The 23,206-nt window shown below is 39.2% G+C and carries 23 protein-coding genes, 1 tRNA gene and 1 other RNA gene; 4 read left to right on the top strand and 21 right to left on the bottom strand.

Translation table 11 applies throughout. The features are described 5' to 3' along the window. The first annotated feature begins 4 nt into the window (after positions 1–4). The 3 genes from SCI76_RS15305 to modB all read left to right on the top strand — a co-directional run bounded on the left by SCI76_RS15305 (position 5) and on the right by modB (position 2,070). A complete protein-coding gene (locus SCI76_RS15305) occupies positions 5–484 on the top strand; it encodes a DUF1641 domain-containing protein (protein WP_033580426.1) in 480 nt (159 codons plus the stop codon). Positions 485–608: 124 nt separating this feature from the next. Further along, a complete protein-coding gene (gene modA, locus SCI76_RS15300) occupies positions 609–1,406 on the top strand; it encodes a molybdate ABC transporter substrate-binding protein (RefSeq protein ID WP_033580425.1) in 798 nt (265 codons plus the stop codon). Positions 1,407–1,413: 7 nt separating this feature from the next. Then, a complete protein-coding gene (gene modB / locus SCI76_RS15295) occupies positions 1,414–2,070 on the top strand; it encodes a molybdate ABC transporter permease subunit (RefSeq protein WP_034264255.1) in 657 nt (218 codons plus the stop codon). A gap of 154 nt (positions 2,071–2,224) precedes the next feature. Here modB and ssrA read toward each other — a convergent pair. The 15 genes from ssrA to SCI76_RS15220 form a co-directional block, all read right to left on the bottom strand. Further along, positions 2,225–2,586, bottom strand: a transfer-messenger RNA (tmRNA) gene (gene ssrA / locus SCI76_RS15290). Positions 2,587–2,723: 137 nt separating this feature from the next. Next, positions 2,724–3,191 carry an SsrA-binding protein SmpB gene (gene smpB, locus SCI76_RS15285; protein ID WP_013059694.1) on the bottom strand — a complete coding sequence of 156 codons (468 nt, stop codon included), beginning with the start codon at positions 3,189–3,191 and terminating at the stop codon, positions 2,724–2,726. A gap of 145 nt (positions 3,192–3,336) precedes the next feature. After that, positions 3,337–5,679 (bottom strand): ribonuclease R, encoded by a 2,343-nt coding sequence (gene rnr / locus SCI76_RS15280; RefSeq protein ID WP_028412057.1) that lies wholly within the window; start codon positions 5,677–5,679, stop codon positions 3,337–3,339. 38 nt (positions 5,680–5,717) lie between these two features. Further along, on the bottom strand, positions 5,718–6,458 hold the full coding sequence (locus tag SCI76_RS15275; protein ID WP_028412056.1) for a carboxylesterase: 741 nt from the start codon (positions 6,456–6,458) through the stop codon (positions 5,718–5,720). Between the two features lie 268 nt (positions 6,459–6,726). Then, on the bottom strand, positions 6,727–6,960 hold the full coding sequence (secG, locus tag SCI76_RS15270) for a preprotein translocase subunit SecG (RefSeq protein ID WP_014457843.1): 234 nt from the start codon (positions 6,958–6,960) through the stop codon (positions 6,727–6,729). A 208-nt stretch (positions 6,961–7,168) separates the two neighbouring features. Beyond that, complete coding sequence (gene eno / locus SCI76_RS15265; RefSeq protein ID WP_028412055.1) at positions 7,169–8,464, bottom strand: phosphopyruvate hydratase; 1,296 nt, start codon at positions 8,462–8,464, stop codon at positions 7,169–7,171. Positions 8,465–8,488: 24 nt separating this feature from the next. Further along, complete coding sequence (gene gpmI, locus SCI76_RS15260) at positions 8,489–10,021, bottom strand: 2,3-bisphosphoglycerate-independent phosphoglycerate mutase (RefSeq protein ID WP_028412054.1); 1,533 nt, start codon at positions 10,019–10,021, stop codon at positions 8,489–8,491. After that, positions 10,021–10,776 (bottom strand): triose-phosphate isomerase, encoded by a 756-nt coding sequence (gene tpiA / locus SCI76_RS15255; protein WP_013085385.1) that lies wholly within the window; start codon positions 10,774–10,776, stop codon positions 10,021–10,023. Before tpiA ends, gpmI begins: the two co-directional genes overlap by 1 nt. A 175-nt stretch (positions 10,777–10,951) precedes the next feature. Next, on the bottom strand, positions 10,952–12,136 hold the full coding sequence (locus SCI76_RS15250) for a phosphoglycerate kinase (RefSeq protein WP_028412053.1): 1,185 nt from the start codon (positions 12,134–12,136) through the stop codon (positions 10,952–10,954). 309 nt (positions 12,137–12,445) lie between these two features. Further along, positions 12,446–13,453, bottom strand: coding sequence for a type I glyceraldehyde-3-phosphate dehydrogenase (gene gap, locus SCI76_RS15245; protein ID WP_013059702.1), 1,008 nt, complete (start codon positions 13,451–13,453; stop codon positions 12,446–12,448). Between the two features lie 46 nt (positions 13,454–13,499). After that, positions 13,500–14,528, bottom strand: coding sequence for a sugar-binding transcriptional regulator (locus SCI76_RS15240; RefSeq protein ID WP_014457838.1), 1,029 nt, complete (start codon positions 14,526–14,528; stop codon positions 13,500–13,502). A gap of 133 nt (positions 14,529–14,661) precedes the next feature. Next, positions 14,662–14,910, bottom strand: a complete 249-nt coding sequence (locus SCI76_RS15235) for a glutaredoxin family protein (protein ID WP_028412051.1) — start codon at positions 14,908–14,910, stop codon at positions 14,662–14,664. Between the two features lie 12 nt (positions 14,911–14,922). Next, positions 14,923–16,233 (bottom strand): RNA polymerase factor sigma-54, encoded by a 1,311-nt coding sequence (rpoN, locus tag SCI76_RS15230; RefSeq protein ID WP_048021786.1) that lies wholly within the window; start codon positions 16,231–16,233, stop codon positions 14,923–14,925. Positions 16,234–16,519: 286 nt separating this feature from the next. Next, positions 16,520–17,194, bottom strand: coding sequence for a hypothetical protein (locus SCI76_RS15225; RefSeq protein WP_255906236.1), 675 nt, complete (start codon positions 17,192–17,194; stop codon positions 16,520–16,522). 201 nt (positions 17,195–17,395) lie between these two features. Next, positions 17,396–17,467, bottom strand: a tRNA-Arg gene (locus tag SCI76_RS15220). A gap of 220 nt (positions 17,468–17,687) precedes the next feature. Here SCI76_RS15220 and clpP point away from each other — a divergent pair. Beyond that, a complete protein-coding gene (clpP, locus tag SCI76_RS15215; RefSeq protein WP_013059707.1) occupies positions 17,688–18,275 on the top strand; it encodes an ATP-dependent Clp endopeptidase proteolytic subunit ClpP in 588 nt (195 codons plus the stop codon). Positions 18,276–18,309: 34 nt separating this feature from the next. On the opposite strand, the gene SCI76_RS15210 is transcribed toward clpP, so the two are convergent. From SCI76_RS15210 to trxB, 6 genes are all read right to left on the bottom strand, one after another. Next, positions 18,310–18,564 carry an HPr family phosphocarrier protein gene (locus SCI76_RS15210; protein ID WP_013059708.1) on the bottom strand — a complete coding sequence of 85 codons (255 nt, stop codon included), beginning with the start codon at positions 18,562–18,564 and terminating at the stop codon, positions 18,310–18,312. 28 nt (positions 18,565–18,592) lie between these two features. Next, positions 18,593–19,537, bottom strand: coding sequence for a DNA-binding protein WhiA (gene whiA, locus SCI76_RS15205; RefSeq protein ID WP_013085390.1), 945 nt, complete (start codon positions 19,535–19,537; stop codon positions 18,593–18,595). Positions 19,538–19,570: 33 nt separating this feature from the next. Beyond that, positions 19,571–20,557: a YvcK family protein gene (gene yvcK / locus SCI76_RS15200; RefSeq protein ID WP_028412048.1), complete on the bottom strand. Its 987-nt coding sequence runs from the start codon at positions 20,555–20,557 to the stop codon at positions 19,571–19,573. Beyond that, a complete protein-coding gene (gene rapZ / locus SCI76_RS15195) occupies positions 20,554–21,447 on the bottom strand; it encodes an RNase adapter RapZ (protein WP_013059711.1) in 894 nt (297 codons plus the stop codon). Before rapZ ends, yvcK begins: the two co-directional genes overlap by 4 nt. Before the next feature lie 41 nt (positions 21,448–21,488). Next, entirely contained in the window at positions 21,489–21,947 is a 459-nt protein-coding gene (locus SCI76_RS15190; protein ID WP_013059712.1) for an 8-oxo-dGTP diphosphatase, read from the bottom strand. Positions 21,948–22,250: 303 nt separating this feature from the next. Further along, positions 22,251–23,204: a thioredoxin-disulfide reductase gene (trxB, locus tag SCI76_RS15185; protein WP_013059713.1), complete on the bottom strand. Its 954-nt coding sequence runs from the start codon at positions 23,202–23,204 to the stop codon at positions 22,251–22,253. Positions 23,205–23,206: the final 2 nt, after the last annotated feature.

The following is a 23,206-nucleotide window of genomic DNA, read 5'->3' as shown; positions in this document are numbered from 1 at the left end:
AAAGATGGCACAACCTATTACAGAAATTAAAAAGCCTCTTCTAAGCGAGGAAGAAAAAAAACAGCAAAAATTAGAAGACTTGACTTCTCTGCTGGCAGATAATGAAGAAGCGCTGAATCGTATTCTCGGTATTGTCGGAGAACTTAACGACATGGGTGTTCTTGAAGCTGCTGATTCAATGATTCAAGCAAAAGAAAAAATCTCAAAAATTGCGCTTCATCAAATTTCTAGAGAACCCGTAACCAATTTAATTAATACCCTTATGGGTGCAAGCAGCGGTTTGATGAAGGCAGACCCAGAGGTAACCGCTAAACTTGTCAACAGTGCAACAGCTGGTATGAACGAAGCAAATGAATATGTAAAAACAGGAAAAAAAGTAAGTGCGTTAGCTCTTATAAAAGCGCTAAATGATCCAGATGTTAATCGTGCAATTGGATTTGGACTTCACTTTTTAAAAGGAATGGGCAAAGCGTTGGAAGAGTAAATAAGGCAGCGACTTGAAAGTTTTTCCCTTTCAAGTCGCTGTTTTCTTTTTAGGAAGTCCTTTTCTAAGTGAACGTGATATAGTTATACTAAATTGCTCTACTAAAACTAATTGAGGTGACACGATGCAACAATACTTTAAACCCTTATTCGCACTATTATTTTTAATTATGTTTACTGCTGCTTGTTCGAATGGAACAAATACGAGTCAATCAGCGGCTCAGCACCAAAACGTCAGCTTAACGATATCCGCTGCAGCCAGCTTAAAAGATGCGCTTACCGATATTCAAAAGCAATATGAAACAAAGCATCCGAATGTCGACTTAAAATTTAATTTTGGGGCTTCAGGCTCGCTGCAACAGCAAATCGAAAACGGCGCACCGGCTGATTTGTTTTTTTCAGCAGCGGAAGATAAGTTTGATGCACTGGTAAAGTCAGGAGTTATTTCTAAAGAAAATGGAACTGACTTGGTTGGCAACGATCTTGTGCTTATCGTCCCAAAGAATAATTCGGCTGCCATCAAAAATTTTGAAGATCTATCAAAGCCTGCTGTTCAAAAAATTTCACTTGGCATACCGGAATCCGTTCCTGCCGGACAGTATGCAAAAGAGACTTTTGAACACATGAATCTGTGGACAAACATTGAGCCTAAAACCGTCTATGCAAAAGACGTACGCCAGGTGCTTTCCTATGTGGAGACAGGAAACGTTGAAGCTGGAGTTGTTTATAAAACCGATGCGTTGATTTCAAAAAAAGTGAAGATTGTCGCCACTGCAGATCATAGCACTCACAAACCAATTGTATATCCTGTAGGCGTTATTAAGGATTCGAAACATCCACAAGAAGCAAAGGATTTTTATCAATTTTTACAAAGTAAGACGGCTCTTAACACGTTTAAAAAATACGGTTTCACTGCGAATTGAGATTGCTATGATTCAAGAGTTTTTATCTCCTCTTCAGCTATCGCTTAAAATTGCATTAGTAGCGGGATTTGTCGTGATTATTCTAGGCACTGTTATAGGAAAACTGTTATCAAGGAAACACTTTAAGGGAAAAGTGATGGTTGAAACGGTGTTGATGCTACCATTGGTCCTGCCTCCGTCCGTTGTTGGATTTTTATTGATTGTCATATTCGGAAAACACAGCCTACTCGGCCGAGCAATTGAATGGGTCTTTCAACAACCCGTTATTTTTACGTGGTGGGCAGCTGTTATTGCATCCGTTGTCGTTGCGTTTCCCCTTATGTATCAATCTGCCAAAACGGGCTTCCAAGGCGTTGATCATGAAATTGAAGACGCAGCTCGAGTAGATGGTGCAAGCGAATGGAAAGTCTTTTTCTTTATTTCCATTCCTTTAGCTTCTAAAGCTATCGTAACAGGAGGTGTGTTAAGTCTGGCAAGAGCACTCGGAGAATTTGGAGCCACTTTGATGTTTGCTGGCAATATTCCAGGTGAAACTCAAACTGTTCCTACCGCTATCTACGTCGCGATTGACTCTGGAAACATGAATCTCGCTTGGCTATGGGTTATCTCGATCGTCTTTCTTTCCTTTCTTATGCTGCTTTTTGTTCAGCTTAAACAAAAGTAAAAGGATGCCTCTTACACAAAGAGGCATCCTTTTATTTTTGTACCGCTTTTTCAATTTTACATACATCATAAATTAAAAAGGAGCTAATCAAATGTAGATCATACATTTGATTAGCTCCTGTTATAAGTAAGGTAAGCCACCAAAAATATGTATTTGGTGGAGACGGTGGGAGTCGAACCCACGTCCAGAAATATCGCCACTTAAGCGTCTACGAGTGTAGTTGGCATATTGATCATTCGCGAGCTGTTCTGCCTACCAACAGGCGTCCCAGTCGCTAGTCTGATTATTCTCTTCCTTCGTCCTCAGACGGCGAACTCCGGCGTAGCCCACTTAAAGTGAGTCCCTTACCCTACCACATGGGCGATGGAGGGAGGAACCGCTAAGCTACTATTATGCAGCTAAAGCGAAGTTATTGTTAGATTTGCCAGTTATTATTGGCGTTGATGTTTTAACGAGGCCATCTCCTCGACTCGCAACCTAAGCTCGAACTATCCCTGTCGAATCCGTAACGTCCCCATATAAAAGGGAGTCGGAATGTGTAAGAAAAATTCTTACATCAGATAGCGACTTCAGTATGCAAAATGAAATCTAACTGATAACAATATTTATTATATCACAAAATGAGCATTTTGCAATTGTAAGATTTTGTAATTTTACATCTTTTGACGATCACGAAATGCTCGTTCGATATCACGCTTGGCTTCTTTACGCTTTAAGTCTTCACGCTTATCATATTTCTTTTTACCCTTACCAAGCCCTAGTAAAACCTTTGCGTATCCATTTTTCAAATACACTTTTAACGGAACTAGTGAATAACCTGTTTCTTTTGAATAGCCAATTAGCTTGCTGATTTCGCGTTTATGCAGCAATAGCTTTCGTGTACGAAGTGGCTCATGATTGTATCGATTTCCTTGTTCGTAAGGACTAACGTGCATATTGTGTAAAAATACTTCTCCGTTTTGCACACGAGCAAAAGAGTCCTTTAAATTCACACGACCATTACGAATTGATTTAATTTCCGTTCCTTGTAGAACAATACCCGTCTCATATGTTTCTTCAATAAAAAAGTCGTGGCGGGCTTTTTTGTTTTGTGCAATTAATTTCCCTTCACCTTTTGGCATAAAACGTTCCTTCCCTTCAGCCGTACTTACGTATATGTATGATATTATGTATCATTTTACTGTATGGAAATCTAAACAACAACTAAAACGTTTAATAGAGCTGTTTTGAAGCAGAAGGTCTATCCTTCTGCTTCACTGCTGTCGATTATTTGCGCTTTTTCTTTTTGCGCTTAACGTTTGGAGCGCCTTCGAAGAATCTTTTTTTCTTTTTCTTCTTTGGTTTTTGAGTAGACCACTCTTCATTTTTGCTTCGGCTGCCCTCTCGACCTTTTCCTTTATCATCTTTGCGTGACTTTTGTTTTGCCTTAATCACTTTAGGACGATCTTTAGATAAGCGTTTGCGGCCTTCTTTCATTCCCACAATAACAAAGTCCACTGAACGCTCGTCTTTATTCACATCGGCAACTTTCACTTCAATTTCGTCTCCAATTCGGAAGACGTTGCCCGTTCTTTCTCCAATCATCGCATAATGACGTTCGTCGTAACGATAATAGTCATCCGTTAAGTCACTAACATGAACTAACCCTTCAATCGTATTTTCCAGCTCCACGAACATCCCAAAGTTTGTAACAGAGCTAATAATACCATTGAATACTTCCCCAACTTTATCAGCCATAAACTCAGCTTTTTTCATATCGTCCGTTTCTCGCTCAGCGTCAACTGAACGACGTTCCATATTAGAAGAATGCTCAGCAACATCAGGCAGAAGCTCGCGCCATTTTTCTTGCGTTTGCTGATCTGTTTTTCCTTCAATTAAATACGTACGAATGAGACGATGAACGATTAAATCCGGATAACGACGGATTGGAGACGTAAAATGCGTATAGAATTCAGCTGATAAACCAAAGTGGCCTAAACTTTCTGCTTCATACTTCGCTTGTTTCATCGAACGAAGCATAACAGTTGAAATAACCATCTCTTCAGGCGTACCCTTTACTTCTTCTAAAATATCTTGCAGCGCACGCGGATGAATATCGTTGCCTGTCCCTTTCACTGTATAACCAAAGTTTGTAATAAACTCTAAGAAACGAGTAAGCTTCTCTGCATCTGGATCTTCATGAATACGATAAATAAACGGTACGTTCATCCAGTGAAAATGTTCTGCTACTGTTTCATTCGCCGCCAGCATAAATTCTTCGATTAGCTTTTCAGCAACTGAACGTTCACGCAAAATAACATCGTGAGGATGTCCATCATCATCTACCAATACTTTTGCTTCTTTGAAATCAAAATCAATGGCACCGCGATCCATTCTCTTTTTACGAAGAATAGCTGCCAGCTTTTCCATACGCTCAAACATCGGAACGATTGGCTCGTAGCGTTCTAACACTTCTTCATCTTTATCCACTAAGATTTTGTTCACATCTGAATACGTCATTCGTTCTGTCGTTTTGATGACACTTTCAAAAATCTCATGTTTTACTACTTCACCTTGTGGATTAATTTCCATCTCACAAGAAAGTGTAAAACGGTTAACTTTTGGATTTAATGAGCAGATTCCGTTAGATAAACGGTGAGGAATCATCGGAATAACTCGGTCTACTAAATAGACGCTTGTTCCGCGCTCTGCTGCTTCTACATCAATCGGAGAACCTTCTTTAACGTAGTGACTTACATCTGCAATATGAACACCTAATTTGTAGTTTCCGTTTTCAAGCTCTGTAACCGTTACAGCGTCATCCAAATCTTTTGCATCTGCTCCGTCAATGGTTACAATAACTTGATCCCGAAGATCGCGACGGTTACCGATATCTTTTTCATCAATCGTCTCAGGTGTATCAATTGCTTGCGTTAAAGCGTCAGCAGGAAATTCTTGAGGAAGACCGTGCTTATGGATAACAGAAATGATATCGATCCCCGGATCGTTTTTATGTCCAAGAATTTGAACAACTTTTCCTTCTGCATTCATGCGGCCTTCCGGATAGGTTGTGAGCTCTACTACTACTTTATGGCCTTCAACTGCACCATTTCTTGCTGCTTTGGGAATAAAGATATCACCTGCAATTTTTTTGTCATCCGCAATCACAAAGCCGAAATTCTTGCTTTGCGTATACGTACCTACAATTTGCTGGGTACCTCGTTCTAAGATTTTTACAATGGTTCCTTCACGACGAGCACCTGATGATTCTGATAACACTCTTGCAAGCACAATATCTCCGTGCATAGCATTGTTTGTTTCAGTAGGGGGAATAAATACATCACCCGCATCTTTTTCTTCAGGAACTACGAACGCAAACCCTTTTGCATGTCCGCTTACTTTCCCTTTGACAAAATTCATTTGTTCCGGCAGCCCGTAGCGGTCATTTCTTGCTCGGATAATTAAACCCTTCTCTTCCATAATAACAAGTGCCTTAACAAACTCTTTGAATGACTCTGCATCCTCCGTATTAAATTCTTTTGCAAGCTCTTGGACAGTCAAAGGTTTGTAATTATCCCTTTTCATAAAATCCAATATTTCATTCATATAGGGCTGATTTTCTTCTTTCACATCATGTCCCTCCTTTTTCCTTATTCGTATTATCTCTATTACCAATCAAGTGATTCCAAAAATGCATATACATCCTCGTGAAGCTGATCTCGCTCTTTATCAAAGGTAATGGTATGACCAGATTCTTCGTACCACTTTATATCTTTTGTAGGAGACTCGACGCTATTATAAATAATATTGGCGCTGTCTGTATTAATCATATGATCATGACGACCTTGTACAACAAATGTCGGTGCATAAATCATATCAACTGAATTTCGCACTTCAGCGATTAATTCCTGTAAAGACTTTAACGTGTTCATTGGTGTTTGTTTGAACTCTTCCATTTCTTGTTCAATCTGTTCAGACGATTTACCTTCACGCTTTTTATATTCGCGTGCATACGCTAAAACACCTTCATACATGACTTCTTCACTCTTTATATACATAGGCGCGCACATAGGCACAATACCCTTTATAGGTACAGTGTAACCTAATTTCAGTGAAAATACGCCACCTAGTGAAAGACCTACAGCGGCAATACTTTCATGGCCTTTACTTTTCAAAAACTCATAGCCTTCCATGACATCTTTCCACCAATCTTTTGGACCAGTATGAACAAGCTCTTCAGGCGCTACACCGTGTCCTTTATAGTGAGGTGCGTGGCATGTGTATCCTTTTTTCTCTAAAAAACGACCTAACATACGAACATCAGCAGAATTTCCGGTAAAACCGTGAAGTAATAAAACAGCCTTTTCGCCGCCTTCAAATGTAAATGGCTTTGGTTGTGCAATTTTCATATATCATTTAACTCCTTTTAGTTATAATATCTGCAGTCATAATAGAAAAAAACATGTATTTATGTGACGGTCATCACATAACAAGATATGTGTCCGTCAACTTTTACGCTTTTATACTATATTTAGTACTTTTTTCTAAAGCTATATTATATCATTACTTAAAAATGAAATTAAAGTATTCAACACGCCCATTAAAAAAGCCACCTAATACATAAGTTGGTATACACCAAGTACGTATGCATTAGGTGGCAGTCTATCCAGTAACATATTAAAGTTTGAAATAAGATACAGCAAGTGTTAACGCAAAGAATAAGATAGATAACACTACTGTCAAACGGTGTAAAACTAAGTCAATTCCACGTGCTTTTTGTTTTCCAAATAACGTTTCAGCTCCACCGGAAATAGCTCCAGATAATCCAGTAGTTTTGCTTGATTGTAAAACGACCACAACAATCAATGCAATTGAAACAATCACTAGCAAAGTAATCAGCAATGTATGCACTAAGACACACCTCCTACACCAAGTAATAGTCAATCAGCGGGGTTTCTTCATCCCTTCTGATTGGCATTACCGGGGATAAAGTACGCGCACTACGCTAAGGTTAATTTATCATAAAAAACCCTCTCATACAAGTAATGACAGCGAAATACACCGGATTTTAACATAAAAAAACGGATGACAATCGTCATCCGTTTTTTATGATTTCAACTTATTTTTTTAAGTTGTAGAAAGATTTAGCGCCATCGTATACAGCTAGAACACCTAGCTCGTCTTCGATGCGTAGTAATTGGTTGTATTTCGCAATACGGTCTGTACGGCTCATAGAACCAGTTTTGATTTGACCAGCATTTGTTGCAACAGCGATATCAGCGATTGTTGCATCTTCAGTTTCACCAGAACGGTGAGAAACTACTGCTGTGTAACCAGCACGTTTAGCCATTTCAATAGCTTCGAACGTTTCAGTTAATGTACCGATTTGGTTAACTTTGATAAGGATAGAGTTACCTACGCCTTGTTCGATACCTTGAGAAAGTTTTTTCGTGTTTGTTACGAATAAATCGTCACCAACAAGCTGTACTTTGCCGCCAATGCGCTCAGTTAATAGCTTGTGACCATCCCAGTCATTTTCGTCTAAACCGTCTTCGATTGAAACGATTGGGAATTCGTTAACTAACTGCTCGTAGAAATCTACCATTTCAGCAGAAGTTACGCCTGTACGACCTTCGCCTGCTAAGTCATATTTACCAGTTTCTTTGTTGAAGAATTCAGAAGAAGCAACGTCCATACCTAATTGGATGTCTTGACCAGCTTTGTAGCCAGCTTTTTCGATTGCTTCAACAATTACTTCTAATGCTTCACGGTTAGAACCAAGGTTTGGAGCGAATCCACCTTCGTCACCTACAGCTGTGTTTAAGCCTTTTGCAGATAAAACAGATTTTAACGCGTGGAATACTTCAGCACCCATACGGATTGCTTCTTTGAATGTAGGAGCTCCTACAGGTAAAATCATGAACTCTTGGAAGTCAACGTTGTTATCAGCATGAGAACCACCGTTGATGATGTTCATCATTGGAGTTGGTAATTGCTTCGCGTTGAATCCACCAAGGTAACGATATAATGGAAGACCTACGAAATCAGCTGCTGCGTGAGCTACTGCCATAGATACACCAAGGATAGCGTTAGCACCTAATTTACCTTTGTTTTCCGTACCATCTAGCTCAATCATAAGGCGGTCGATACCGATTTGATCAGTTGCGTCCATACCTACTAATTCAGGAGCGATAATTTCGTTTACGTTTTCTACTGCTTTTAATACACCTTTACCTAGGTAGCGAGATTTGTCACCATCGCGTAATTCTACTGCTTCGTGTTCACCAGTAGAAGCACCACTTGGTACGATTGCGCGTCCGAAAGCGCCTGATTCAGTATATACTTCTACTTCAACTGTTGGGTTACCGCGAGAATCTAATACTTCGCGTGCATAAATGTCAAGAATTGTTGGCATTTTAAAACTCTCCTTTATAATTAATTATTTAATTAATGTTTTACCTGTCATTTCTTTTGGCTGTGCTACATCTAGAAGAGTAAGCATTGTAGGAGCTAGATCCCCTAGAATACCGTCTTCACGAAGCTCTAAGCCTTGTTTTGTTACAATTACCGGAACAGGATTCGTTGTATGAGCCGTCATTGGATTACCTTCAAGTGTAATCACTTCATCAGCATTACCATGGTCTGCTGTGATAATTGCTGTACCGCCTTTAGCTAAAATTGCATCTACAATTTTGCCTAAGCACTCATCTACTGTTTCAATCGCTTTTACCGTTGGTTCTAACATACCTGAATGACCTACCATATCAGGGTTTGCAAAGTTTAATAAAATAGCGTCCTGCTTGTCGCCCTCGATTTCTGCAAGCAACGCGTCCGTCACTTCATAAGCACTCATCTCAGGTTTCAAGTCATATGTTGCTACTTTTGGTGAATCGATTAAGATACGTGTTTCACCAGGAAACTCTGCTTCACGTCCACCGCTCATAAAGAACGTTACGTGAGGATATTTTTCCGTTTCAGCAATACGAAGCTGCTTTAAGTTATTTTGAGATAATACTTCACCAAGCGTATTATCTAAGTTAATTGGCTTAAAGGCTACATATCCGTCAACTGTTTCGCTGAAGTGAGTTAGACATACAAAATGTAAGTTTTTCGGATGTTTCTCACCGCGATCAAATGAGCGGAAATCTTCGTTTGCGAACGTATTTGAAATTTGAATTGCGCGATCGGGACGGAAGTTGTAGAAAATGACTGCATCTTCGTCTTGAATTGTCGCAACTGGCGATCCGTCTTCCTTTGTAATAACAGAAGGTAAAACGAATTCGTCATAGATTCCATTTTCATATGAATCTTTTACGCACTCTTCAGCGCTTGTATATGATGGACCTTCACCGTACACCATTGCGCGGTATGATTTCTCTACGCGCTCCCAGCGTTTGTCGCGGTCCATTGAGTAGTAACGTCCTGAAAGTGTTGCAATTTCACCAACGCCGTACTCTTCAATTTTTTCATTAAGTTCTTTTAAATACGTTTCAGCAGATTGAGGTGCTACGTCACGACCATCTAAGAAGCCATGAATGTAGACTTTTTCTAAGCCTTCACTCTTAGCTAGACGCAATAATGCATAAAGATGTTCGATATGACTGTGTACACCGCCATCAGATAAAAGTCCGAAAAGATGAAGGTTTGTACCCTTTTCTTTTGCGTGCTTTACAGCTGCTACAAGCGTTTCGTTTTGTTCAAACTCGCCTTCACGAATTGCTACGTTTACACGAGTTAAGCTTTGGTACACAATTCGGCCTGCACCGATGTTTAAGTGACCTACTTCAGAGTTACCCATTTGGCCTTCCGGTAAGCCTACAGCTTCTCCAGACGCCTGAAGTGTAGCATGAGGATACTCGTTCCAGAAACGGTCGAAGTTTGGTTTTTTTGCATGTGTTACCGCATTACCTTTATCTTCATCGCGTAATGCAAAACCATCTAAGATGATTAATGCTACTGGCTTTTTACTCATTACTTACCAGCCTCCAAAAGCTGTAAGAAAGAATCTGCTTCTAAGCTTGCTCCACCTACTAAAGCTCCGTCAATGTCTGATTGAGACATATATTCTTTAATATTAGCAGGTTTTACGCTACCGCCGTATTGAATACGTACAGCATCTGCAACATCTTGAGAGAATTGTTCTGCAACAACGCTACGGATGTATGCACAAACTTCGTTTGCACCTTCAGCAGTTGAAGATTTACCTGTACCGATTGCCCAGATTGGCTCATATGCGATAACCGTTTGTTTTACTTGCTCATCAGTTAGACCAGCTAATGCTTTTTGTACTTGATTAGCTACAACTGTTTTTGTTTGGTCTTGTTCATACTCTTCGTTTGTTTCACCGCAGCAAACGATTGGTGTTAAACCGTGTTTGAATGCAGCAATTGTTTTTTGGTTTACTGTTTCGTCCGTTTCAGCAAACATTTCACGACGTTCAGAGTGTCCTAAAATTACGTAGTTCACACCTAGGTCTGCTAATGCAACAGGGCTCACTTCTCCAGTGAACGCACCGTTTTCTTCGAAGTGCATGTTTTGTGCACCAATTTTTAAGTCTGTGCCTTTAGTCGCTTCTACTAAACGATCTAAAAATAGTGCAGGTGCACATACTACTGAATCTACGCTTTCAGGAGATGGTACTGCTCCTTTTACTTCTTCAACAAAGCTAGTTGCTTCAGAAAGTACTTTATTCATTTTCCAGTTTCCTGCAATAATTGGTTTACGCATGTGTAACACCGTCCTTTGTTTATTGTGGGTTTTCACTTCACGCGTTAGATGTCCAAGAGGGTGCTGTTAAAAGTGATTCGGTCCCTTTTATCTCTTGGTCATCCTTCTTCGCTGCTTGATAATTATTTATATTATCAGTCGTCAGGTCGGTCCTCCGTCTTACTGAAACATAAACTTACTTATCGTTTAGTGCAACTACGCCTGGAAGTTCTTTACCTTCCATAAACTCTAGTGACGCACCGCCACCTGTAGAAATATGGCTCATTTTATCAGCTAGGTTGAATTTTTCAACAGCTGCTGCAGAGTCTCCTCCGCCGATTACTGAATATGTGTCAGTTGCTTCTGCTAAAGCTTCAGCTACTGCTTTTGTTCCATTAGCAAATGCGTCTAATTCAAATACACCCATTGGTCCATTCCAAATAACTAACTTAGAGTTTTTGATTACGTCAGCATAGATTTCACGCGTTTTCGGTCCTGCGTCTAAGCCTTCCCAATCGCTTGGAATGTTTTCAATTGATACAACTTGAATATTAGCATCATTTGAGAAGTCATCTGCTACTACCACGTCCACTGGCATGTAGAAGTTTACTCCGTTTTTCTTAGCTTTTTCCATGAAAGATTTTGCAAGTTCAATCTTGTCTTCTTCAAGAAGTGATTTACCTACTTCATGGCCTAGTGCCTTAATAAATGTGTAAGAAAGTCCTCCACCGATGATTAAGTTATCTACTTTATCAAGTAAGTGGTCAATTACACCGATTTTGTCTTTAACTTTTGCTCCACCAACGATTGCAGTAAATGGACGTTCTGGGTTCGATAATGCTTTTGAAAGCACATCAAGCTCTTTTTCCATTAAGAAACCTGCTACTGCTGGAATGTGTTGAGCAATTCCTTCTGTTGAAGCATGCGCACGGTGAGCTGCACCGAATGCATCGTTTACGTATACATCTGCTAATTCAGCAAACGCTTTTGCTAATTCAGGATCGTTTTTCTCTTCGCCTGGGTAAAAACGTACGTTTTCAAGTACTAAAACATCGCCTTCGCTCATGCCGTCGATTGTTTTCTTTACTTCTTCACCAAAAGCTTCGTCAGCTTTTGCAACGTCTTTACCAAGAAGAGCTTGTAAACGTTCTGCAACAGCATTTAGACGTAATTCTTCAACAACTTCGCCTTTTGGACGTCCAAGATGGCTAGCTAAAATTACTTTTGCACCTTGTTCTACTAAATATTGAATAGTAGGAACAGCTGCACGAATACGAGTTTCGTCTGTTACTTTTCCGTCTTTCATTGGTACGTTAAAGTCTACGCGACAAAATACTCGCTTTCCTTTTACATCGATGTCTTTCAACGTTTTTTTGTTCATCGTTAAAAGGCCTCCTTAAGTATTTATGGTACTAAGCAAGTAGGCTTCTATGTAATCATCAATCCACAAACCAACGGACATTTCATTTTATATATTGGCGCCTTTCTATATAAAGTGAAACTCCAGTTAGCTGTTTATGACGCTTTTTCATGTAGAAGCCAATACATAAATCAAGGAAGAGGGGGTATGCCCCTCTCTTCCTTAGCAAGTCTTATTATAGTCGTTCTATTTTCAGATATCCAATAAAAAAGGAAAGTCTAGTCGATTTCTGTCTTATTGAATCAAATAGAAGCGAATTTTAAGTTATTCTTATAGTCCTTTAGCAGCGATGTATTGAGCAAGGTCTACTACACGGTTAGAATATCCGCTCTCGTTATCGTACCAAGAGATAACTTTAACCATGTTACCTTCCATTACCATTGTAGATAATGCATCGATTGTAGAAGAGTTGATGTTACCGTTGTAGTCACCAGATACTAGTGGCTCTTCACTGTAACCAAGGATGCCTTTAAGATCGCCTTCAGCAGCTTCTTTAAGAGCATTGTTTACATCTTCAACAGTTACTTCTTTGTCAAGTTCAGCAACTAAGTCTACTAAAGAAACGTTTGGAGTTGGAACACGCATAGCTCCACCGTTTAATTTACCTTTTAATTCAGGTAATACTAGAGATACAGCTTTAGCAGCACCAGTTGAAGTTGGGATGATGTTTTCAGCAGCTGCACGAGCACGACGGTAATCTTTGTGTGGTAAGTCTAAGATTTGTTGGTCGTTTGTGTAAGAGTGAACTGTTGTCATCATTCCGCGTTTAAGACCGAACTTGTCGTTTAACACTTTAGCAAATGGCGCTAAGCAGTTAGTTGTACAAGAAGCATTTGAAATTACGTTGTGGTTAGCTGCATCGTATTTGTCTTCGTTAACACCCATTACGATTGTGATGTCTTCATCAGATGCTGGAGCAGAGATAATTACTTTTTTAGCTCCTGCTTCTAAGTGTTTTGCAGCGTCAGCGCGTTTTGTGAAGAATCCAGTAGATTCAACAACGATTTCTACGCCTTGTTTGCCCCAAGATAATTGAGCTGGGTCACGTTCAGCAGAGATTTCGATTGTTTTACCGTTTACTACTAAGTTGCTACCATCTACTACTACTTCTGCATCTAATTTTCCGTGTACAGAATCATATTTTAAAAGGTGAGCAAGCATGTTAGCATCTGTTAAGTCGTTGATTGCTACTACTTCAACGTTATCATTTTTTAAAGCTGCGCGGAATACATTACGGCCGATACGACCAAATCCGTTAATACCAATTTTTACTGCCATGGGTATTTCCTCCTTGAATGTAAAAAGTATTTTTTTATATGAGGGATTAATTAAAATCCCTTACTAACTCTTTTGCGGCGCCTTCATCTGTAATGAGAATCGAATCATGCGCTTGTTGCATAAACGCTTTAATTGCCTTTGCTTTGGATGAACCTCCTGCAACAGCAATAACACATTTATTGTTCTTTAAATCATCGAGTTGTATGCCAACTGTTTTAACTTTATGAACAACTTCGCCTTGATGATTAAAATAGTATCCAAATGCCTCACCTACAGCATGTCCATTTTTCACTTTTTCTAAGTCAGCTTGTGGTGTTTTACGGCGTTCTGCCATTGTCATAGCGTCTCCTATTCCGTGAACAACCATACCAGCGGACTTGATTAAATGAAGCATGTCTTTAATAGATGGCTCACCGATAATGGATCGGTATGCTTCATCACTAAGCTGATCTGGAACATGAAGCAAGCGATAGTGACTCATGGACTTTTCAGCCATCTTAGCACAAATCGTGTTTGCTTGGTTTTGTACATTTTCACCTAGCCCTCCGCGAGCAGGTACAAAAAGTACATCAGGGTGTTTTGAATCAGGTGTCATCATTTCGGCAACGGCGGCAAGCGTTGTACCACCTGTAACAGCAACGGTATTTTTTTCACCAACAAGGCGCTCCTTGATACACGAAACAGATGCTCGACCCATTTCATTTTTGACCCAAGGAGACTGATCACTATCTCCAGATACAACAACAACTTCTGATAAAGAAAACGCCTCTTTTAATGTTGTTTCCAATAATCGAAGTCCTGAAACTTCCTTCATTACTTCTTCTAACTCAGCTAGAAGTAATTCTCCCTCGTTTGTAAGCGTCATCCCACTAGGGTAAATGTCAATCAAATCTTGTTCTTTTAAGAATGTTACTTCGCTTCGTAACACACGCTCTGTTAGCCCAAGGCTTACAGCTAAGTTTCTGCGGCCAATCGGCTGCATTAAACGTATGTATTGCAAGATTTGATAGCGCTTTTGCATAACTGAGAGAAGTTCAGGTAATAATTTTCGTTGTACTTCTATTAAAGAACGCATGTTAAAATCCCCTTAAGGCATAAACTTGCTGGACATATTTTGTCCCGTATAGACATATTATGTCCCACCTTGCGCAAAAAAAATTCACCCTGCTACAAAATCTATTCTAACAGGAGTGAATCCTTTATTCAACTCATGTGTTGCCTATTTTTAAAAGTAAGCGTTTTCTTAATGGAATACCTGTTATTTTTCCATATTCCACTTCTTCTCCATCCATTTCTACTACAGGAATCGCAAGGTGATACTTTTCCAGCCACTCATCGTTTTTGTAAATATCTCGTTCCATAAGCTGAAAGGGAAACTGAGACTGCATCTCTGCAAGCAGCTTCTTTGCATCATCGCATAAATGACAGCCATTTTTGGTATATAGTACGACTTCCACATTCCCACTCCTTTACTGCATGACAAAAAGTTTTCGTTGACTGGATGGTAGAACGTTTAATTGGTCTCGATATTTGGCTACCGTTCTTCTTGAAATAGTAACGTTATAATTGCTTTGCAAGACGTTAGCCAACTGCTGATCTGAAAGCGGACGCTGTTTGTTTTCTTCTGATACTAGCTTTTTAAGCAGTTCTTTTACGTGAGTTGTAGAAGTCGCTTCGTTGTTGCCCAGTTGAATACTAGTTGAGAAAAAAGATTTCATTGAAAAGGTGCCAAAAGGCGTTTGAATATATTTGTGCCGAGTAGCACGGCTAATCGTTGATTCATGCACAGAGGTTTGTTCCGCTACTTCCTTCATCGTTAACGGCTTCAAATACGAAGGGCCCTTTTTAAAAAATGCTTCTTGTTCAACGAGTAAAGTATTCATTAATGCGTTTAATGTGTCTTTGCGTGTGTGTAAACTTTTCATAATCCATTGAAATTCACGATATTTCTCTTGCAAATAAGAAAACATTTCTTGGTTCTGCTTATTTTTCAGCTGAAGTTTGTATTGTTCGTTCACTGAAAGACGAGGTTCCAAATCCTCATTTGCATAAGCAACGACATTTCCATCTTCAATTTTCACAATAAAATCCGGTACAATGAATCGTTCATTGGACTTCATATAAAATGATCCAGGACGAGGATTTAATTTCTTAATCTGTTCATGTAATTGTTGAAGAGCTTCAAGTGAGATTTGACATAACTTTGAGATTTTCATCCATTTTTTATAAGCAAATTCCTCAAAGTGATGTGTCAAAATTTGCTCTATTTTTTCTGTCCATTGATTACTTCTTTTTAATTGGAGCATTAAGCATTCCTGCAAACTTCTCGCCCCTACTCCTGCCGGGTCCATCTGCTGCACAAGTTGAAGAGCCTTTTCAACCTGCTCTTGATCTTGGCCAAGCTGGTTAGCAAGTATGATTAACTCATCGTGCAAATAGCCAGCATCATCCAGACTATGAATAACAAACTCAACGGCTGCCTGCTCACATTCATCTAATTTTAATAATGCGGATTGATTCATTAAATGTTCGTACAGCGTTTCTTTAGGAGCTGGTATACTGCTCATATAATCTGTTGAATCAGAAGTTGCATGATTTTTTTGATTGTGAGATGTATTGACGGGCAGCTCTGAAAAATCTATAAGCGGATTTTGAAGCGCCTGCTCATGTAAAAACGCTACAATATCCATCGATGAATATTGTAAAAGAGAAATAGCTTGTGATAATTCTTTTGACATCGTCAGTTTTAACGACTGCTGCTGAAATAATCCAATCTCCATTATTTCTCCCCTCCCCTTCATCTATTTTACTATAAAAACGCTTTCAAAGAGCATGTAACTATTTTTTATATGTAATTTTTTCATCAAAAAATCTCCGTCAACCTTTGTTAACGAAGCATTTCATCCTATTTTTAGTTACTAACCATCAAAAAAGTAATAGAGCTATACACCTTTATAACTTTTCATTATAATTCGCGCCTACTACATGATCCGAGTACTAATTCGACATGACGTTTTCTTCGTCATGTCGAATTTTCTGCATTTGTATAATATATAGAAGAATTGCTTATTGAATAGTTTGTGCCATTTGCATAAACTTGTCTAAGTTTTCTGCGTCATTTTTCGTAAAAATGGTTAGCTTCATTGGTTTCTTTCCTTTAACCAACACGGCGTTTACCGTATGATCGCCAGATGTGGCTTTATACCAAACAGAATCTTTGAAGATTCCATTCTCCTCAAGATTCTTTTTCTCTGCTGCATTTTTATTAACTGCTGTTGCCGTTTGTTTAACAGATTGAGCAGCGTCATCCAGCGATGCTTCTGATGAAAGCATTTCAATACGCATAAATTGAGAATCATCTGAAGTTAACACTAACGCATCTTTTCCAGGTTCTTCACCCGTTAGTTTATAGCCGTCCATTACTTGAATAGAATAATCTTGTTCTGAGCTTTTTGTTAGTTTTGTTTCTGAAGAAGACCTTGACTGTCCACCTTCCGCCGTTTCGCTAGTCGATGATTGACTTCCTGAAGGTTCGGCTGAGACCTCAGCAGAATCCGCATCTTTTTTCGACTCTTCTTTTGCAGCGCCTGATGTTTGATCAGATTTAGAAGCTGTATCCTGCTGAACATTTTCTGCTTGATCATTAGACTTCGGCTGAGCAGAATCTTCGTTCGTCCCGCATGCAGATAGTAATAGGGCTACCGATGCACTGACAATGAAAAGTTTGTTCATGTATTTCATATTTATTCCTCCTCCGTGTTTCTTTTCCTTATATACTGTTTTATAGTATTCTGACAAATTCCGCAACCGGTACAATGGAATTAATTTCTTGCTTCCTTACGCGTATAAAGGGTTATAGAAGGAAAATAAATATTATTTTTTAAGAAGATGAGCCTTTTTACTCAAAATAAAAAACGTTGCGTAATCCGCAACGTTTTAAGACGCCCTCGACAGGATTCGAACCCACCCTAAGAGAACCGGAATCTCTTGTGCTATCCACTACACTACGAGGGCATATTTGTCACAACTTCCATTATAGGAGAGAAAACTTCTCTTTTCAATAGAATACTACGTTTATTTTTTTTAGAAGGGGGAAAAATTTTAATAATGTCAAAGAGGAATACATAGTCTTTTAAGCGAATATGTGTAGTAGAGGTTCTTTTGTTTGACCTTTATTGACCATACGTGTATTATAGGTACATAACAAATTATTCTTGTTAAGGAGGAATTTAATATGAACTTAATTCCTACAGTTATTGAACAAACAAACCGTGGTGAACGTGCTTATGACATTTATTCACGTTTATTAAAAGACCGCATTATTATTTTAGGTAGTGCTATTGATGATAATGTAGCTAACTCGATCGTTTCTCAGCTTCTATTCTTAGCTGCTGAAGACCCAGAAAAAGATATCTCACTTTATATCAACAGCCCAGGTGGCTCTATTACAGCTGGAATGGCTATCTATGATACGATGCAATTCATTAAGCCAAAAGTTTCTACAATTTGTATCGGTATGGCTGCATCAATGGGTGCTTTCTTACTGGCTGCTGGTGAAAAGGGCAAACGTTTTGCTCTTCCAAACAGCGAAGTAATGATTCATCAACCTCTTGGTGGTGCTCAAGGACAAGCTACTGAAATCGAAATTGCGGCAAAACGTATTCTATTCTTACGTGAAAAACTAAATTCAATTTTAGCTGAGCGTACAGGTCAACCGTTAGAAGTGCTACAACGTGATACAGATCGTGATAATTTCATGACTGCTGAACGCGCTTTAGAATACGGTCTAATTGACAAAGTATTAGAAAACGACCCTAAATAAGAAAAAAGCCTTTCCCACTTTGGGAAAGGCTTTTTTATGCATCGTTCTCTACGTAAGCGACTAACGCATCCATTGCTTCTTTTTCATCTACCCCTTCAACAATGAGCGTAATAAGAGAACCGTTATTAATCGCTAAGCTCATTAACCCCATGATACTTTTAGCGTTGACTACTTTCTCATCTTTCTTCAAGTACACATCAGATGTAAAACGAGTTGCTTCTTGCACGAATAGTGCCGCAACACGAGCTTGTAATCCCGTTTTTAATTTTACTTCTACTTGTTTTTCCATGATAAAATCCTCCCCCTTGCAATTCCCCTTATGTGACTGGCTGACCGGCGCGAAGCTTGTCTGCTATTTGGTCAATTTTACGCAATCGATGGTTAATGCCTGATTTGCTAATTTGACCTCCAGATACCATCTCACCAAGCTCCTTTAACGTAACGTCTTGATATTCCACACGCAAACGAGCAATTTCTCTTAGCTTTTCTGGTAAGATATCTAATCCAGCTGTTTCATCAATATAACGAATGTTTTCCACTTGACGAATGGCCGCTCCGATTGTTTTGTTTAAGTTAGCTGTTTCACAATTAACTAAGCGATTAACGGAATTTCGCATATCTCGGACAATTCTTACATCCTCAAACCGTAAAAGAGCGTTATGGGCTCCAATGATATTTAGAAACTCCGTAATTTTTTCAGCTTCTTTCAAATAGTTAATATAGCCTTTTTTTCGTTCTAATGTTTTACTATTCAATTGAAATTCGTTCATTAAATTGCATAAAGCTTCGTTGTGCTCTTCATACAATGAAAAGATTTCAAGATGGTACGATGATGTCTCCGGGTTATTAATAGAGCCGCCGGCTAAAAATGCGCCTCTTAAGTAGGATCGCTTACAGCATTTCTTTTGTACTAGCTCTGGTGAAATACGATGTGTAAACGTGAATCCTTCTTCTACAATTTTTAAGTCTTCCAAAAGCATTCTTGTTTTCTCTACTAATCGAACAATATACACATTGTTTTTCTTCAGCCGCATTTTCTTACGTACAAGCAGTTCTACTGACACATCATAATTTTTCTTAAGCAGGACATAAATGCGTCGAGCAATCGCTGCATTTTCAGTTTGGACATCAACTGTGAATTTTTTATTCGAAAAAGAAAGTGAACCATTCATTCGAATTAATGCAGAGAGCTCTGCTTTTGCACAGCAATCCTTGACTTCTAAATTCGTTAACTCTTTTTTTGTTTCTGATGCAAATGACATAACTTCACCTCCAATCTACATACGGAAATAGTGTTAAACACCAGTATTCGCTTTACCTTGCAGCGATGTCAGCATAGAATACACAAGCTTTGCTACTTTTTTTGTATCATGCCTAATTACGCTGCCGTCATACTGAATAATTTGATCTTCAATCACTTCTAAACCTAATTTTAGCAATACTTCACGGTCATATTCTACAGGCTGAGCCTGCTCTACTTGATATTTCTTTTTTAAAGGTGCCGGAATAGGTGCATTATTGACAATAATCGCATCTAAAAACGCACACGGCATATGGTTGTAAAGCGCTTTAATATGATCACTTGCCTTAAAACCCAATGTCTCACCCGGCTGCGTCATCACGTTGCACACGTACACTTTCTTTGCTTTTGTCGAACAAAGCTCATTACAAATATCTTGCACCAGTAAATTCGGCAAAATACTTGTATAAAGACTTCCCGGCCCCAATACAATTAAATCAGCGCGTCGAATAGCTTTTATTGTCTCGACAAGCGGTTTCACATCGGCAGGCGATAAAAACACTTTATTAATCTTTTTATTAACTTCTGGAATTTTAGATTCACCTGTTACGATGGATCCATCTTGCATCTCCGCATGCAGCACAACACTTTGATTAGCTGCCGGAAGCACTTTCCCTCTGACGTTTAGTACTTTGCTCATTTCTCGTATAGCATGCACAAAATCGCCAGTAATAGACGTCATAGCTGCAAGCAACAAATTGCCAAGAGAATGGCCTGTAAGCTCATTTCCTGTATCAAATCGATGTTGAAAAAGCTCTTCAACTAGTGGCTCTACATCAGATAAAGCAGCTAGCACATTTCGAATATCACCAGGAGCAGGGATTTCAAGTTCATCGCGCAATCGGCCAGAACTTCCCCCGTCGTCTGCTACGGTTACGATGGCTGTAAGATCAAGAGGGTATTCCTTCAACCCTCTTAACAGCACTGGTAAACCCGTTCCTCCCCCAATGACGACAACTTTTGGAAGCTGTTCACTGCTCATCTATGATTTTCCTTTCTCCTCTCAATGTCACGATGAGAAATATGAGTTTTGTATTCATTCTGGAAATGGTGACCTAAATATTCAGCTAATGTGACGGAGCGATGCTGTCCCCCTGTACACCCTATAGCGATGACCAGCTGGCTTTTACCTTCTCGCTTGTACTGCGGAAGCATAAACGAAAGTAGGTCTACTACTTTTTCAATGAACTTTTGAGTTTCCGTCCATTTTAATACGTAAGAAGAAACCTCTTCTTCAAGCCCTGTTTTAGGACGCATATGGTCAATATAGTGAGGGTTTGGCAAAAAGCGCACATCAAAGACTAAATCAGCGTCAATAGGCACCCCGTATTTAAAACCAAATGACATCACATTAACAGTAAAAACTTGTGAAGCGTGCGAAGAAAACTGAGTTAAAATCTTTTCTCTAAGCTCTCTTGGCTTTAACTCTGATGTCTCATAAATAAGCTGAGCTCTTCCTTTTAACTCCTCAAGCAGCTCCCGTTCCATACCAATTCCTTCTAACGGTAAACCCGAAGGAGCTAGCGGATGTGAACGTCTCGTTTCTTTGTAGCGCGTCACCAGTACAGAATCTTTTGCATCTAAAAATAAAATTTGTGGCGTGACCCACGTTGTTTCACTCATGTTATCTAATGCTTCAAATAGGCTTTCAAAAAACTCTCTGCCTCGCAAATCCATAACAAGAGCAACTTTATTCATTTTATTCCCTGACTCTTTCATGAGTTCCAAAAATTTCGGTAGCAATGTAGGGGGTAAATTATCTACACAAAAGAACCCTAAATCTTCAAAACTCTGAATTGCTACTGTTTTTCCTGCACCTGACATTCCAGTAATAATCACTAATTGAATATCGCTTACAGACCCAGTACTCATTTTTCATCCCCCTCAATCTATGCATACATGTCTATTTATCATTAACAAGGATCAATTCGATAAGATAATAACTCGAAATCCGTTGTATACGTAAAGTTGCCATAAATAACACCCGACCCTTTTGCTACATAATCGATAATGTGATGATCTCCCGGGGCCATCGGCAATTCACTTACTTCACTCAAATTATGCCAACCGAGTTTGCCTTCTTCTGATTCTAGCACATTTGTCCCATCAAAATCTGTAGCAAAAAAAGTAAACATCATCCACTCAGATGAAATTTGATCGTTTTCTTTCATCGTAAATGTAAAAATACCTTTTACAGTGGGATTTTTCAAATAAATTCCTGTTTCTTCACGAAATTCTCTTACAACAGAGTCTTTTACAGATTCTCCTTGCTCCATTTTCCCACCCGGGGCCACCCACCAGTTTCTTCGTGGCTTTTGAAGCAACAATACTTTATCGTCTTTCATTAATACACAATTTGTGACCCTTTGCATGTTTTCCACCTCATCATATGTATACTGACATTTTCTTTTATTATACTACGAAACAAACTTCTCTCACAACGGAGATGAACTAACTATTACTAAATTTTCTGAAAATAAACACTTGCTGTTATATACGTAAATTCAATCTGTTATAGTCAAAAAAAAGAGGCATAGGAACACGTCCTATGCCCGACATACATATATTTTATAAAAGGGGGTCAATTACTATCTATATAGTACCCCATCAATGTTTCACAGGTGTTACAGAACAGTTAAAACCGAATTACGTTTTGTAAACGATTGATTTCAGCCTTATTGCTGAATAGCTTTTAACTTTTCTTTTAACTCTTCTACATAGTGCTGAGCCGCTTGAGCAGCAATGCTGCCATCACCTGTAGCTGTTACAATTTGACGAAGAGCCTTTTCACGAACGTCTCCAGCTGCGAACACACCTGGTACTTTTGTTTCCATTTGCTCGTTCGTTTCAATATATCCTTCTTTATTCGTGATGTTTAGGCTTTCGAATGGTTTTGTTAGTGGAACCATTCCAACATAAATGAATACGCCGTCCGCACCAAACTCGCGCTCTTCACCTGTTTTTGTGTCTACTAACGTTACGCTGCCTACTTTACCGTCTTTTTCATTTACTTCTTTGACTGTTGTATTCCAAATAAAATCAACTTTTTCGTTGTCAAATGCACGCTGCTGTAGGATTTTCTGCGCGCGAAGCTCATCGCGTCGGTGAATAATTGTTACTTTTGTTGCGAAGCGTGTTAAATATACGCCTTCCTCAACCGCAGAGTCTCCACCGCCTACAACGACTAGCTCTTTACCTTTAAAGAATGCACCGTCACATACAGCACAATAAGATACGCCGCGGCCGCCTAGTTCTTTTTCTCCTGGCGCACCTAATTTTTTATATTCAGCACCAGTAGCAACGATTACTGAACGTGTTTTATATTCTTTGCTGCCTGCACGAACTGTCTTGTATTCTTCTCCGTCGATGATTTCTTTAATATCACCGTACGCATATTCCGCACCGAATTTTTTTGCATGCTCAAACATTTTGTTAGAAAGGTCAGGACCAAGGATATGATCATAACCTGGATAGTTTTCTACATCTTCCGTATTAGCCATTTGACCGCCTGGAATTCCGCGTTCAATCATTAGTGTTGATAAATCTGCACGAGATGTATATACAGCAGCAGTCATACCTGCTGGACCTGCCCCAATAATAATGACATCATAAATTTTTTCTTCTGTCATTT

Source organism: Priestia sp. HNGD-A6, from assembly GCF_045784335.1.
Lineage (GTDB): Bacteria > Bacillota > Bacilli > Bacillales > Bacillaceae_H > Priestia > Priestia zanthoxyli.
The sequence above is the reverse complement of the archived record's forward strand: the minus strand, read 5'-3'. Positions and strand labels throughout refer to the sequence as shown.

What these genes read in the sequence shown, in the direction of transcription:
- SCI76_RS15305 (WP_033580426.1), top strand. Translation starts at nt 5, where the DNA reads ATGGCACAACCTATTACAGAAATTAAAAAGCCTCTTCTAAGCGAGGAA.
- modA (WP_033580425.1), top strand. Translation starts at nt 609, where the DNA reads ATGCAACAATACTTTAAACCCTTATTCGCACTATTATTTTTAATTATG.
- modB (WP_034264255.1), top strand. Translation starts at nt 1,414, where the DNA reads ATGATTCAAGAGTTTTTATCTCCTCTTCAGCTATCGCTTAAAATTGCA.
- smpB (WP_013059694.1), bottom strand. Translation starts at nt 3,191, where the DNA reads ATGCCAAAAGGTGAAGGGAAATTAATTGCACAAAACAAAAAAGCCCGC.
- SCI76_RS15275 (WP_028412056.1), bottom strand. Translation starts at nt 6,458, where the DNA reads ATGAAAATTGCACAACCAAAGCCATTTACATTTGAAGGCGGCGAAAAG.
- eno (WP_028412055.1), bottom strand. Translation starts at nt 8,464, where the DNA reads ATGCCAACAATTCTTGACATTTATGCACGCGAAGTATTAGATTCTCGC.
- gpmI (WP_028412054.1), bottom strand. Translation starts at nt 10,021, where the DNA reads ATGAGTAAAAAGCCAGTAGCATTAATCATCTTAGATGGTTTTGCATTA.
- tpiA (WP_013085385.1), bottom strand. Translation starts at nt 10,776, where the DNA reads ATGCGTAAACCAATTATTGCAGGAAACTGGAAAATGAATAAAGTACTT.
- SCI76_RS15250 (WP_028412053.1), bottom strand. Translation starts at nt 12,136, where the DNA reads ATGAACAAAAAAACGTTGAAAGACATCGATGTAAAAGGAAAGCGAGTA.
- gap (WP_013059702.1), bottom strand. Translation starts at nt 13,453, where the DNA reads ATGGCAGTAAAAATTGGTATTAACGGATTTGGTCGTATCGGCCGTAAT.
- SCI76_RS15240 (WP_014457838.1), bottom strand. Translation starts at nt 14,528, where the DNA reads ATGCGTTCTTTAATAGAAGTACAACGAAAATTATTACCTGAACTTCTC.
- rpoN (WP_048021786.1), bottom strand. Translation starts at nt 16,233, where the DNA reads ATGGAGATTGGATTATTTCAGCAGCAGTCGTTAAAACTGACGATGTCA.
- SCI76_RS15225 (WP_255906236.1), bottom strand. Translation starts at nt 17,194, where the DNA reads ATGAAATACATGAACAAACTTTTCATTGTCAGTGCATCGGTAGCCCTA.
- clpP (WP_013059707.1), top strand. Translation starts at nt 17,688, where the DNA reads ATGAACTTAATTCCTACAGTTATTGAACAAACAAACCGTGGTGAACGT.
- SCI76_RS15210 (WP_013059708.1), bottom strand. Translation starts at nt 18,564, where the DNA reads ATGGAAAAACAAGTAGAAGTAAAATTAAAAACGGGATTACAAGCTCGT.
- whiA (WP_013085390.1), bottom strand. Translation starts at nt 19,537, where the DNA reads ATGTCATTTGCATCAGAAACAAAAAAAGAGTTAACGAATTTAGAAGTC.
- yvcK (WP_028412048.1), bottom strand. Translation starts at nt 20,557, where the DNA reads ATGAGCAGTGAACAGCTTCCAAAAGTTGTCGTCATTGGGGGAGGAACG.
- rapZ (WP_013059711.1), bottom strand. Translation starts at nt 21,447, where the DNA reads ATGAGTACTGGGTCTGTAAGCGATATTCAATTAGTGATTATTACTGGA.
- SCI76_RS15190 (WP_013059712.1), bottom strand. Translation starts at nt 21,947, where the DNA reads ATGCAAAGGGTCACAAATTGTGTATTAATGAAAGACGATAAAGTATTG.
- trxB (WP_013059713.1), bottom strand. Translation starts at nt 23,204, where the DNA reads ATGACAGAAGAAAAAATTTATGATGTCATTATTATTGGGGCAGGTCCA.